The organism is Embleya sp. NPDC005575, assembly GCF_040605455.1.
Lineage (GTDB): Bacteria > Actinomycetota > Actinomycetes > Streptomycetales > Streptomycetaceae > Embleya.
Genome location: NZ_JBEXCV010000211.1, coordinates 1 through 12,073 on the forward strand (window position 1 = coordinate 1; position 12,073 = coordinate 12,073).

Genomic DNA, 12,073 nt, shown 5'->3' on the forward strand with positions numbered 1-12,073 from the left:
GGTGGCGGGAGCGCCGAGCAGGGCGGCTTCGGCGCGGCGGGCCCGCCACGGGCGGGCGGCGATGCCGCCGAGGGCGATCCGGACGTCCCGTACCGTGCCTGCGTGGACGTCGAGGGACGCGGCGACCGACACGGTCGCGAAGGCATAGGACGCGCGTTCGCGGACTTTGCGGTACCGGGATTGTGGTGCGGCGGCCGGGCCCGGGAGCAGGACGGCGGTGATCAGCGCCCCGGGCGGCAGCGCGGTTTCGCGCTCGGGCGTGGCACCCGGCCGCAGGTAGAAGTCGGTGAGCGGGATGCTGCCGGGACCGTCGAGTGCCTCGTAGCGGACGACGGCGTCGAACAGGACCAAGGCCACGGCCATGTCCGACGGGTTCGTGGCCGCACAGTGCGCCGACGTGTCGAGGATCGCGTGGTTGTGGTGCTCGCCGGAGATCGCCGGGCAGCCGCTGCCGGGCAGGCGCTTGTTGCACGGCTGGGAGACGTCGGCGAAGTAGCCGCACCGGGTGCGCTGGAGCAGGTTGCCGCCGACGGTGGCCATGTTGCGCAGCTGGCCGGAGGCGCCGGCCAGGATCGCCTGGCTCAGCGCCGGGTAGCGCCGCCGGACCTCCGGGTGTGCGGCGGCGTCGCTGTTGGTCGTGGTGGCGCCGATGACCAAGCCGCCGTCGGGGCCGTCGGCCACCTCGGAGAGCGGCAGAGCCCGTACGTCCACCAGTGTGGCGGCGGACTGCACACCGTCCTTCATCAGGTCGACCAGGTTGGTGCCGCCGGCGAGGTAGCGCACGTCGGTGCGGCCGGCGACCGCGGAGAGCGCGCCGTGTACGTCGGCGGGGCGGAGATACCCGAACTCCTTCATGCCCGAGCCTCCTCGCGGACCTCCGAGGCGCACACGGCCGTCTCCAGAATGGCGCGGACGATCTGCGGGTAGGCGCCGCACCTGCACAAGTTGCCGCTCATCCGCTCGCGGACCTCCGCGGCGTCGAGCGGGCCTCCGGCCGGGCCGGCCATCGCGTCCGGGGCGGTGGCCGCACTGGGCATCCCCGCCGCGTGCTCGGCGAGCATCCCGGCCGCGGAACACAGCTGCCCGGGCGTGCAAAAGCCGCACTGGAGTCCGTCGAGGCGAACGAACGCCTCTTGCATCGCGTTCAGTTCGCCGTCGGTGGCCAAGCCCTCGACGGTCGTCACCTGGGCGGCGTCGGCAGCCACGGCCAGGGTGAGACAGGAGACCACGCGACGCCCGTCCAGCAGGACCGTGCATGCGCCGCACTGTCCGCGGTCGCAGCCCCTTTTCGTGCCGGTGAGGCCCAGGTCGTCCCGGAGGGCGTCGAGCAGTGTCCTGCGATGGTCGACGGTCAGCTTCCGTGTGTCGCCGTTGACGTGCAGCACGATGTCGCTGCTGGTCCGGTCGGGCATGCGGTTCCTTTCGTGCGGGCAGGGCCGGGTCTTCTCGGGCCGGCCCCGAGATGCTCGGTACGACACCGGAGCGCGGGCCCGGAGGCGCCGGCGCAGCACGTCGCTTCCGGTCGTCCGGCGGGCGGTGCGCGGGCGGCGTGTCCATGCAACCAGCCCGACGGCAGGGCTGGTTTGGGCAAAGCAGGCGCTCTCTTGCCCATTCCTGTCGCCGTGGTACGCGCCCTCGGCCGGCGCAAGGCGGTTCGACCGAGCCGCGCGAGGACGGTGCGCCGGGGCGTGCCGTCAGGCCTGCGCCGACGCGATGCGGACCGCGCTCCGGGTGAGGATCCGGGCGAGCCAGTCCGTACGCGTCCGCCGCGCGGCCACGGCGAGGTGGGCCTGCGGGAACAGGGCGTCGAAGCCGTGGAACCCGCCCTGCCAGATGTGTAGTTCGGCCTCGCCGCCGGCCGCCCAGATGGCGTGTACGTAGGCGGCGTCCTCGTCGCGGAAGACTTCCGCCGAGCCCGCGTCGATGTACGTCGGCGGCAGTGCGGACAGGTCGTCGGCCAGGGCCGGCGACACGTACGGAGGTACCGCGCCGCGACCGAGACCGGCGAGCACGCCGGCCCACCCGAAGGCGTTCATCTCGGCTGTCCACACACCCGGAATACCGGAGAACTGGCGGCTGGACGCGGTCGAGTTGCGGTGGTCGAGCATCGGGCAGACCAGGATCTGCGCGGCGACCCGCGGCCCGGCCAGGTCGCGTGCCATCAGCACCGCGCCGGCCGCCAGGCCGCCGCCCGCACTGGCGCCGGCCACGATGATGCGGTCCGGATCGACCCCCAGTTCGGCGGCGTGCTCGGCCACCCAGCGAAGGCCGTGGTAGCAGTCCTCGACCAGCGTCGCGCCCCCGGCCTCGGGAGCCAGGCGGTACTCCACGGTCACCACCACGGCGCCGAACGCGTCGAGCCAGTCCAGCGGGATGTCGAGCTGGGAGAAGCGGTTGCCCATCACCATGCCGCCGCCGTGGATCCAGAACACGCACGGTGCGCCGGCCGCCCCCGGACCGGCCGCGCCGGACGCGGTGTCGGAATCAGGGCTCAGCACGGTCAAGGGGATGGGTGTCCCGTCCGGGTGGACGGCCGCCAGGTCGCGCCGGGTCACGGCACGGCCGTCCAGGAGAGTGTCGGGAGACGCGGCGGCGAACTGCCGCATCGTCGGCAGGAGGGCGTGGTCCAAGGTGGTGCCGAGCGGCAATCCGTTGAGCAGGGAGTGCAGTTCGGGGTCGATCTCGGGGCGTGCCGAGGTCATGGCAAGTGTCCTTCCGGAGAGTCGGCTGGTACGGGAGGCGGGAATCGGTGCTTGTCCGAGGCGGTGGACCGGAGGCGTGCACATCGGTTCAGAACGCGGCCTTGCCGCCGACCGGCACCACGTCGGCGTACTGCGGCTCATCGGCCAGCAGCGGCTGCAACCGGGCGACGAGGGCGGCCGCTTCGTCGGTCGCGAAGAACGCCGCGTGCGCCGCCTCGCTCGTCCAGCCCTCGGTCACATGGACCGTGTCGGGATCCGCGGCCGAGCGCCCGACGAGGAAGACGACGCAGTCGGCGGACGGCAGCGACGGAGCGGCCAGCAGGAACGCGACCAGCTCGTCGCCCTTCCCCGGCAGCGCGGTCATGGTGGCGTGGAAGCCGTGGGTCACGGTCATGGAGGTCTCCTCGATGGACTGAAGCGATCGTCTCGCCCGGATGTTTCGGACTTCTTCATCGAAGCAGCCTGACCTGCGCAAACGTTAGAACGATGGCCTCGGATACTTGCTTGATCCTCTCCGGCTTCTGGCAGAAAGACGGTTGCCGCTGGTTCACTGCGCGCATGAGCCTTGAGGAGATGCGCGCGCTGATCGAACGGCACGTACGGCCCGACGCGGCAACCAGCGTCGACGGCTTCCGGATCGCCAAGGTCACCCGGACCTCACCGCCCGGCCCGGAGACGTCCGGCGTGGTCATGGCGCTGATCGTCCAAGGCGCCAAGCACATCGCCCTCGGCGACCGGATCTACGAGTACGGCGCGGGCCAGTACCTGGTGACCTCGGTGGACATGCCGATCACCGGCCACTTCACGCAGGCCGATGCGGACGAACCCGCACTCGGTATCGGCCTGGACCTCCGGCCCACCGCCATCGCCGAACTCCTGCTCCAATCCGCGCCCGGCGACCTGCCGCCCGCATCGGGCACCCCGTCCGGCATGGCCGTCAGCACCGCGCCGCCCGAACTCCTCGACGCCGTGCTCCGACTGCTGCGCCTTTTGGACCGGCCGCGCGACCGCGCCGTGCTGGCGCCGCTGGTCGTGCGCGAGATCCTGTGGCATCTGATCGTCGGGGAACAAGGGTCCACGGTCAGGCAGTTGGGGCTCGCCGACAGCAGCCTCACGTGCATCGCCCGTTCGGTCCGGTGGATCCGCTCCAACTTCGCCGAGTCCTTCCGCGTCGAGGACGTCGCACGCGAGGCGGGAATGAGCGTCTCCGCGTTCCACCGCAGCTTCCAGGCGGTCACCGCGATGAGCCCGATCCAGTTCCAGAAGCAGATCAGACTCCAGGCGGCACGCATCCAACTCGTCGCCCGGCCAGGCGACATCACCGGCATCAGCCGCCGCGTCGGCTACGACAGCCCCTCGCAGTTCAGCCGCGAGTACCGCCGCCAGTTCGGACTTCCGCCGAGCCAGGACGCGATGCGCATGCGCGCCGAGGACCCGACGGTGGCGGGCTGATGCCGTCCCGTCGACGCGGCGGCACGCAGTCTCGTCGCGCGCCGTTCAGCGTCCCCCGGTCAGCTCCGCGTGGATGGCGGTACGCCCCGAACTGAGCGGCATCCCGCCGCGGCCGTGCTCCGACGCCACCACCTGCGCGAGGATCGACAAGGCGGTCTCCGCCGTCGAGACCCCGCCGATGTCCAGGCCCACCGGGCCTATCAGGCGCTCCAGGCCCGGCGTCCCGTACAGGCGGCGCAGCCGTCCGGCATGCGTGGCGCGGCTGCCCAGCGCACCCACGAACCCTGCTCGGCCGCCCAGCGCCGCGCGCAGTGCCCGGTCGTCGATCCGCGGATCGTGACTCAGCACGACCAGCGCGTCGTCCGCGCCGAGCGGATGGCCGGCCAGCCAGGCGTCCGGCCACGCGCGAACGACCAGCGCGTCGGCGGGAAACGCACCCGAGGCGACGTGGTCGGGACGCGGATCCAACACCACAACCGCGCGCCGCAGCGGCTCCGCCGACCGCGCCAGCGCGGCGGCGAGATCGGTCGCTCCCACCAGTACGAGCCGAGCACGCGGGACCAGCTCTTCAATGAACAACCCTCCGCACACGTCCAGTTCGTCTCGCGAACCGGCGGACACCCACATGTGCGGAGCGCGAAGGCCCACCCCGACCGCGAGCGGCAGCCCGTCCGCCACCGCCCGGGTGATAGCCGCAGCCACCGCAGCCGGCGGCGCCGGCGTCACCAGGACGCGCAACGCGCCCACACATGCCGGTCCCTCCTCCCACGGCAGCAAGTCGCCGCCCGGCAGCACATCGATCAGGCGGGCAGGTGCCCCGGCGAGCACGGCCCGGGCCACGTCGAGGACCATCCCTTCGACGCACCCGCCGGAGACCGAGCCGCGCCACTGCCCGTCGGAGGCCACTGCCATGGCGGCCCCCAGCGGCCGGGAACCGGGACCGTCGCGCCCCACCAGCCGGGCGATTACCACCGGGACTCCTCGCCGACCGTGCTCCTCCACGAACGGCCAAACCTCGTGCAGCACCGCACACCCCCGTACATATCGCAGTCGCCGTGCCATCGCGGCCTGCGGCCGACGGCGCGAGGCCCGCGTCCATCAGAGCAAGACCGCCGAAGGGAGTCCTCGGGTAATCGTCGCGAGACCTTGCCCAATCGCGCCGCCCGCCGACCAGAGCGACGGTGCGCGGGAGGGACTGCCCGAGGTAGCCCGATTTCGTTCGAGGCTTGGACGGGCGTCCGACGCGAGAGGGGCCGGCACGCGCTCGTCGAGAGCCTGCGTTACGCATGCGCCGTCCAGGTGGGGGTACTTCGTGTACATTCGCCGCCACGATCACCCTCGCAACGACGACCGCTGCCCTCGCCGCCCTTGCGGCCGCCACCCGGTGACGCCCCGTTGCTTGGGCCCCGACACGTTCGTTGACGGCACCCGACGTCTGGGCCAACACCGCAGTGGGAGTGGTCACTCAATCCGGCCCGGCCGGCCCCGAGCCCGTACGCAGGGTCGACTTGGATGTCGAAGGCCGCGGGTCATCGGCATCTGCCACTCGAACTCGTGGACAAATCCAGCCGTGCCCTGCCCTTGCCGCGCGCCGTCGGCGCAGGTGGTCGCGGTAGGGGTCGACGAGGGTGGGCCGGTATTGCGGGGCGATGCGCAGGGTCGTCGGTTCGGGGATGCGGGCGTAGCGTTTGACGGTGTTCAGGGCCGGGTCCAGGCGGCGGGAGCAGTCGAGCAGGCCGACGCCCTGGCCGAGGAGTTGGTGGACTTGGTGCCAGCATTCGCGGGTGGTCTGCTCGCGGGTGCCACCAGGGCGGGGAGGATTGACGGTGGCCGAGCAGAGGGTGTGGGCGCGGACTTCGGCCAGGACTTTGTCGCACAGGTTGTGCCAGAGGTGCCAGCGGTCGCTGATCTGGATCGCGTCGGGCAGGGCCCGTCGGATCGCTTCGGCGTAGGTGGGCGATCCGTCCCGGAACACGGCCTCGATGCCGGGATGCTCGCGCAGCCAGCTTTCCAGGGTGGCGGCCTCGCGGTCGGCCAGTACCTCGATCCGCTGGCCGGTCTCGGCGTCGATGATGATCGTGGCGTGGCGGTGTCGGCGCCGCAGGGCGAATTCGTCGACCCCGGCCACCCGCGGAATCCGCACTGTTGGCAGGGGGATGCGCCGCAGCAGCCGCAGGGCGGTGGCGTACGAGACGGGCACCGTCGGCGGCCGGGTGAGCCGGGCGGACGCCCGGCCGCATAACTCCTTGACCACTGCGGATAGTTGGCCGTTCAGACGTGCAGTGCGACGCTGATGGCGCTCCAGGAGCCCGGGAACCTGTTCGCGGAATGTCCGTCGACAGCAGCCCAGGGCCGGACAGGCCGGCCGCCGTATCCTCACCCGGCCCACGACCGGGCGGCCGTCGACCGGTACATCCCGCACCGTCCGGCCGTGATACCCGTGTACCTTCCCCGTCGGCACCCCACACACCGGACAGGGGACGAGGACATCGCGGGTCCGGGCCGTGATCCGGACCACCTCACCGCCGTCCACTACATCCTCGATGACCAGCGCCGAGAGCCCTGAAAACACCGTACCCACAAGCGTGTTCGCATCATGCACGCCCCATGATCACAATCGGGCACCCAACGTCACCACCGACTACGGAACAGAGCCCGGTTCTTGGTGTATCGGCTGGCTCCGGCGGTCGCCACGAGGATCCCGGGGCTACCCGGGCAGGTGCGTGCAGCGGGTGGTGCACGGCGGATCCGAGCTCATCTGCGCTGTGAACCGGATGTCGTACCGGCGGGGCGAAAACCGCCCCGCCGGGCAGGCGCATGCCTCTACACGGGACCCGGCCGGGCCGTTGGACCACCCTGACCGACACCGACGGAGTGCCTCAGCAAACGCGGCGGGGCGTCAGTGCGTTCAGGACCCTCACCCCGGCAGCAGGTGCCGCGTCCGGACGCTTCTCAAGTCCCGGGCGTGCTGCGCCTGTTCCACCCGCTGTGGGATGCCGTGGCAGACGAGGACCTCCTCCACAGCGACACGACGCACGCGCGGGGGAACTTCCGTACCTGGGCGAAGATCACGTCCCACCTGTACGCGGCCCGCCACCGCGAACCCGGCAGGAACGTGGACCGCGCCCTGCCGGCCCGGGCCTGCTCCCGCCTGGGCCCGCCCTTGTGACGACACGCCGCGCCGCGTACCGCCATCCGCGATCGAAGGACGAGACATGGGCTCGAAAGACACCCACCCGCCGGCCGACGAGACCCGCCCCGCCCCCGCTGCCTCACCAGGGCTCGACGCCGTCTCGCGGACGGCATTGCGGGCGCCGGCCGTGAGAAGCCTTCCGGGCCTGCGTTCCCGGCGTGAGCTCACCACCGGCCACGTCCGTACGACGGCGCAATGCCCGGGGTCGGAGCGCCCCGTATGGCGTTGGTTGGCCGATGCCACGACCACACCCGAAACCGCAGCCTCCCCGGGAGCCCGCCGCGGCGACCGGTTCGAGATCACCCCGCCCATCCGGGTGTTGCCGGCGTACCGGCGCGGCAATGCCTCCGCAGTCCACCGCGAACTCACGGCCCGCGCCCGTACGGCCACCGGTCCGGGGTCGCTGGCCGGCGACCCCGCCTCGCCCGCTCCAGGAACTGCGCGGCGTCGGGCCAGGCCGCGGGGACGTGAACCCGGCGCAGGGTGTCGACCAGATCGGGGAAGCGGCCCTCGCGCGTTTCGATGCCCGCCGCACCACCCGCGACATCGACGTCCCGAGCCGCGCGTTCTCCGACGACGAGGCCGAGATCGCCCGAAGGGTCGCTGCGATCGCGGCCGCCGACGTCGACGACGGCACGGTCTTCGACTCGGTCACCGTCAAGACTGTGCCCATCCGCGAAGAAGACGAATACCACGGCGCGCGGTTGACCATGTCCGCGGCTATCGTCCGTGCCCGCCCCCGGCATGGGCCCGCTCGTGGGCGAGGCACACATGACCGAACAAGACACGGAGAACGGGATCACACCGCGACGCCGTACACGGCGTTAGGCGCCTCTGTTGCGATTCGGTCCGTGACGGCTGGTTCGGCCCGGCTGGGATCAGGCGTACAACTCGTCGAGGCCGATCAGGCGGATGTCGTCGCGGGTGTCGGCTTCGCGGCGAAGGTGGTCGGTGAAGCCTATGGCGCTGAAGCACGCGAGGAGGCATCCGGCGGTTTCCAGTCCGCGGCCGGTGAGGACGTCGCGGGCCCGGGTGAGGCGTTCGAGGTGGGGCAGCCCGATCGTGGTTCCCCATTTGACTTCGCCCAGGAGCGCGACCCGGGGCGGGTGGGCACCGGTGCTGGCCTCGACGACCGCGGCGTCGATCTCGACGGAGGTGCGGGAGGACGGGTCGGTGACCACTCCGGCGCCGACGTGCCCCAGGGGCGCGCCGGCGAGATCGGCGCCGGGGCCGAGGAGGTGATCGCGGCACAAGGCCTCGAAGTGGGGGCCGGCCACTTGGGCCGCGAAGCGTTCTCGGGAAGCGGCCCAGACCCGATCGGCCTGGCCGAGTTCCAGGCGTCCCCAGGCGGGGCGCATGATCGCCTCGTAGAAGGTGATGAGGGGTTCGACGATGCGGTACCGGGACTTGCCCTGCCGGAAGACGTCCATGTCCCGGGTGAGGAGGTGGGCGTCCTCGAGCACGTTGAGCGGGTGGGAGATGTCCACCGCCTTGCGCCCGATGAACCCGGCGATCCCGCCGCGGGTGTGATTGCCCTCCGCGACCGCGGCCAGGACGGAGTGGTAGAGCGAGGTGTCGCGGATGTCGGTCTCCTCGGCCAGCAGGTACCGCGCTTCCCGAAACAGCGGGCTGAGCGGGGACATCACCGCACGGCACACCCAGTCGTCGAAGTCCGCCAACGTGGCGGGGACATCGTCGGCGAGGAACTGCCGCCGGTACGCGGGCGTTCCGCCCAGGACCGCCCCCAGCCTCACCGCCAGTTCCGGCTGGTCGGCGACTTCCCAGAACTCGGCGGCGGCACGGTGGTCGAACGGCCGCACCACCAGCTCCAGTTGCGCCCGCCCGCGCAGAGGCGCCGAACCCGCCAGCAGGCCGCCCATCACCGACATCGCCGACCCGCACAACAGCATGCGCATCCTGCTGGGCCGGGTCTGGAAGCGGTCGATCTCACGCTGCAGCAGCGACGGCAGCTCCGGCGCCACCTTCGCCAGGTACGGAAATTCGTCCAGGACGATCACTTGCGGACCCTCTCCCCGGGCCGGATCGGCCAGACCGAACAGGAAGGTCACCGCGTCGTCCCACGTGGCGAAGGAGAACGGCGCCGGCGCCCCGGTGTGCTCGGCGAGCGCGGCGCCGAACTGCCGCAGGGACTCACCCGCCGTCGCCGTCGTCGCGCCGAAGTAGAACCCACCGCACTGCTCCGTCAACGCCCGAAGCAGATACGTCTTCCCCATCCGCCGACGCCCGCTGACCACCCCCAACAACGCATGACGCGAAGCTCGGGTCGCGAACGACGCGAGCGCCCGCCATTCCACCGCACGATCGAACACGTGTTCCGGCTTCTGCATGACACTCCTTAGGATCACACTTCTAAGGAGTGTACTCCTTGCGATGTGTTCCGGTGGTGCCGGCCGGTGTGCTGGTAATGGTGTGGCCGGGGTGTCATGTCCGCAGCGAGACCGGAACCAAGGAAGAGGCCGATCCCCACCGCGCGTGCCGCTCGCACACCCGCTGCCACCGCGCCGTGTACCGAACCACCCGTACCGGCGCGCCGGTACGCCGCGCCGTACACAGGCAACACCCGAACGCCGCCGGCCCCACCACGGCGTCGGCCACCCGCCACATGCCTTGCGGCGTCCCCGCCGTGCCCCATCCGGCGACCTCGTCCTCCTCCCGGCCCCATGTGGCGGAGCATTGAAGTGGGGGGTGGGGGCGGTGGCTGGTTTGGGGTTTCGGGTGTTGGTTGAGAATCCAGCGGGTGGGTTGGTGGTTTCGGGTTGTGGTGGCGGGGGTTTCTCGGGGCGGGTTCGGGTGTGGTGGCCTGGGGTCTCGTAGTTTCGTGAGAACGATCTTTGCTTTCTTGGTGATGTATCGATGCGTCGTAAGGTAGCCGCGGGTTTTTGCGGGGGTTTCGGGGTGTCGGTGTGGGACGCCCGAGGTGGGTGTCCGCAGGCCTGATCGGCGTTGTGGCCTGGTGTTTCGTGGGTTCGGTGATGGTTCCCGGGCAGCGGGTCAGGCCGGGTTGTAGTGGTGGAGCCGTGCCCAGAGGAGGTCGTCGGGCGGGACGAGCAGGCGGGGGAGTTCGAGGTGGTCGGCGATGTGTTCCAGGGCTCGTGTGTTGCCGTGTGTGGCCCGGCCTGCGGTGTGTGTTCCGGGAGATTGCCCGGGGGAGTGTGACCAACGCGCGGGCGAGGGCGACGGTTTCGGGATAGGTGACGACGGCGCGGGCCAGGAGAACAACCGAGACGCCCCCGCGGGTCGCGGTCAGGGCGGGGTTGCCCGCGGTGAGCCGGCCCAACCGCCCCTGCCAGCGCCGCGCCATGTGGCGTCCGCGGTCGTACCAGCGGGTGGTGACCGCCGCCGCCCAGGTATGCGCGGCCACGCCGTCGTTGCGTCGTGCGAGGCGTCGGTGGGCCCGATACGCGAGGTCGATCTCGGGGAGCCCACCCGTGTCGAGGGGACCCGGCAACCGGACCTCGCTCGCCCGATATCGGTGGCGCGGGCACCACATGCGGTCCGCGGGCGGGTACGTCCACGCCACGTCGCCCGCCCCGCAGGTGCGGCGTCGTACGCACATCGGGCAGGCCCGGACGCCTTGTTCGTCGGTGTCCAGGACGCGTACCCGCGCGCCGGCCGTCCGCGTCCGCGTCGCGTCTTCCTCGTCGATGCCGGTCGGCCCCACCGCGTCGTCGGTGCCGGCCGCCTCGGCTCTGCGGGGCGGGCGCAGGGCGGTACGGGCGTGGTGATCAGACGCGGAAGGGCGTGTGCCAGGTGGTTGTGGGGGATCCGGGTGAACGCGGCCAGGCGGTGTAGCGCCTCGGTGTCGAGGCGGATCTCGATGCGGGGCGCCGCCGGTCCCGGTCCCGTCCGCCATCCCGGGCCGTCGAGTTCCACCCCGAGGCCGTCCAGCAACTGCGCCACGCCCATGCGGTAGGCGTCCGCGAGGCGCCCCAGATATGAGGCGGTCGACTCGAACGCCACGGGTGCGATCCGCAGGACACCCGAGGGCGACAGTTGCGGGTATCGCCACGTCGGGCCCGCACCGAGGTGCTCCCCGCCGCTCCCGTCACCTTCGCGTCCCCTCCCACCACGCGCCTTTCCGCTCCCGCGTGTCTTTGCGTTCGCGTTCACGGCACGCGTGGCGCCGTCGCGCGGGTGGGCGGTGTGCGCGCCCGGGCGGGGTTGCGGGGCCGGTGGTGTTCCTCGGCGAGGTGGTCGAGCCGCACGGTGTCCAGGCCGCCTCGGGCGATGCGTTCGGTGCCGTCGAGGATCGCTGCGATCGCGGCCTGGCGGATGAGCCGGGCCAGGCTGCCGATGCGTCCGGCGGTGCGGGCGTGGGGGATACGACGCCAGCCGGGGCAGCGTTCCCGCCCGATGGGCGCGTAGGTCGAGGGCGTTGTCCATCGCGGTGACCAGGTCCAGGAACGGTTCCGCCCCGCCCAGCCGGGCGGGGAACGCCCCGCAGTCGATCAACGCGGCCCGACCCGCGAGTTGCGCCCCGCGCACCCCGGTGAACAAAGCCGTGGCGGCCATGTCGATGCCCGTGTACACGAACGTCGCGCCGATGCGCTCGGTCAGGTCCTTCAACAGGTCGGCGGTCTCCGCGCCGGTGGTGGTGCGGGGGTTGAGGTGGTGGATCTCGTCGATCATCACCGGTCGCACCCCCGCCTCGCCATACACGTGGCAGACGGCGTTGGTGATCTGCGCCTGGGTCATCCGGTCGGTG

The 12,073-nt window shown here is 71.7% G+C and carries 10 protein-coding genes and 3 pseudogenes; 3 read left to right on the forward strand and 10 right to left on the reverse strand.

All coding sequences use genetic code 11. The features are described from left to right. The 4 genes from ABZS54_RS38910 to ABZS54_RS38925 form a co-directional block, all read right to left on the reverse strand. On the reverse strand, positions 1 to 855 hold an 855-nt coding region (locus tag ABZS54_RS38910), incomplete at its 3' end, for an FAD binding domain-containing protein (protein WP_355546967.1). Beyond that, the gene (locus tag ABZS54_RS38915) at positions 852 to 1,412 is read right to left on the reverse strand and encodes a 2Fe-2S iron-sulfur cluster-binding protein (protein ID WP_355546969.1); all 561 of its coding nucleotides are present in this window, start codon (positions 1,410 to 1,412) and stop codon (positions 852 to 854) included. The genes ABZS54_RS38910 and ABZS54_RS38915, both read right to left, overlap by 4 nt. Before the next feature lie 282 nt (positions 1,413 to 1,694). Next, a complete protein-coding gene (locus tag ABZS54_RS38920; protein WP_355546971.1) occupies positions 1,695 to 2,702 on the reverse strand; it encodes an alpha/beta hydrolase in 1,008 nt (335 codons plus the stop codon). 88 nt (positions 2,703 to 2,790) lie between these two features. Continuing rightward, positions 2,791 to 3,096 (reverse strand): antibiotic biosynthesis monooxygenase, encoded by a 306-nt coding sequence (locus ABZS54_RS38925; protein ID WP_355546973.1) that lies wholly within the window; start codon positions 3,094 to 3,096, stop codon positions 2,791 to 2,793. A gap of 164 nt (positions 3,097 to 3,260) precedes the next feature. Between ABZS54_RS38925 and ABZS54_RS38930 the strand changes: the two genes are divergently transcribed. Then, on the forward strand, positions 3,261 to 4,154 hold the full coding sequence (locus tag ABZS54_RS38930) for an AraC family transcriptional regulator (protein ID WP_355546975.1): 894 nt from the start codon (positions 3,261 to 3,263) through the stop codon (positions 4,152 to 4,154). 45 nt (positions 4,155 to 4,199) lie between these two features. On the opposite strand, the gene ABZS54_RS38935 is transcribed toward ABZS54_RS38930, so the two are convergent. Both ABZS54_RS38935 and ABZS54_RS38940 read right to left on the reverse strand, forming a co-directional pair. Then, a complete protein-coding gene (locus tag ABZS54_RS38935) occupies positions 4,200 to 5,216 on the reverse strand; it encodes an XdhC family protein (RefSeq protein WP_355546977.1) in 1,017 nt (338 codons plus the stop codon). A gap of 523 nt (positions 5,217 to 5,739) precedes the next feature. Then, positions 5,740 to 6,726: pseudogene (locus ABZS54_RS38940) on the reverse strand (ISL3 family transposase); the annotation flags it as partial. A gap of 393 nt (positions 6,727 to 7,119) precedes the next feature. On the opposite strand from ABZS54_RS38940, the gene ABZS54_RS38945 reads away from it, so the two are divergent. Beyond that, positions 7,120 to 7,323, forward strand: a complete 204-nt coding sequence (locus tag ABZS54_RS38945; protein ID WP_355546979.1) for a hypothetical protein — start codon at positions 7,120 to 7,122, stop codon at positions 7,321 to 7,323. Between the two features lie 229 nt (positions 7,324 to 7,552). After that, a pseudogene (locus tag ABZS54_RS38950) lies at positions 7,553 to 7,720 on the forward strand (transposase); the annotation flags it as partial. Here ABZS54_RS38950 and ABZS54_RS38955 read toward each other — a convergent pair. The 4 genes and pseudogenes from ABZS54_RS38955 to ABZS54_RS38970 form a co-directional block, all read right to left on the reverse strand. Beyond that, positions 7,713 to 8,093: a hypothetical protein gene (locus tag ABZS54_RS38955; protein WP_355546985.1), complete on the reverse strand. Its 381-nt coding sequence runs from the start codon at positions 8,091 to 8,093 to the stop codon at positions 7,713 to 7,715. The pseudogene ABZS54_RS38950 and the gene ABZS54_RS38955 overlap by 8 nt on opposite strands. Positions 8,094 to 8,225: 132 nt before the next feature. Continuing rightward, complete coding sequence (locus tag ABZS54_RS38960; RefSeq protein WP_355546981.1) at positions 8,226 to 9,695, reverse strand: AAA family ATPase; 1,470 nt, start codon at positions 9,693 to 9,695, stop codon at positions 8,226 to 8,228. Between the two features lie 916 nt (positions 9,696 to 10,611). Beyond that, on the reverse strand, positions 10,612 to 11,478 hold the full coding sequence (locus tag ABZS54_RS38965) for a TniQ family protein (RefSeq protein ID WP_355546983.1): 867 nt from the start codon (positions 11,476 to 11,478) through the stop codon (positions 10,612 to 10,614). Beyond that, positions 11,475 to 12,073 (reverse strand): annotated as a pseudogene (locus ABZS54_RS38970) (TniB family NTP-binding protein); the annotation flags it as partial. The pseudogene ABZS54_RS38970 and the gene ABZS54_RS38965, both read right to left, overlap by 4 nt.

Excerpts from the sequence above, each read along its gene's own strand:
- ABZS54_RS38915 (WP_355546969.1), bottom strand. The coding sequence starts at position 1,412 with ATGCCCGACCGGACCAGCAGCGACATCGTGCTGCACGTCAACGGCGAC.
- ABZS54_RS38920 (WP_355546971.1), bottom strand. The coding sequence starts at position 2,702 with ATGACCTCGGCACGCCCCGAGATCGACCCCGAACTGCACTCCCTGCTC.
- ABZS54_RS38925 (WP_355546973.1), bottom strand. The coding sequence starts at position 3,096 with ATGACCGTGACCCACGGCTTCCACGCCACCATGACCGCGCTGCCGGGG.
- ABZS54_RS38930 (WP_355546975.1), top strand. The coding sequence starts at position 3,261 with ATGAGCCTTGAGGAGATGCGCGCGCTGATCGAACGGCACGTACGGCCC.
- ABZS54_RS38935 (WP_355546977.1), bottom strand. The coding sequence starts at position 5,216 with ATGGCACGGCGACTGCGATATGTACGGGGGTGTGCGGTGCTGCACGAG.
- ABZS54_RS38955 (WP_355546985.1), bottom strand. The coding sequence starts at position 8,093 with ATGCCGGGGGCGGGCACGGACGATAGCCGCGGACATGGTCAACCGCGC.
- ABZS54_RS38960 (WP_355546981.1), bottom strand. The coding sequence starts at position 9,695 with ATGCAGAAGCCGGAACACGTGTTCGATCGTGCGGTGGAATGGCGGGCG.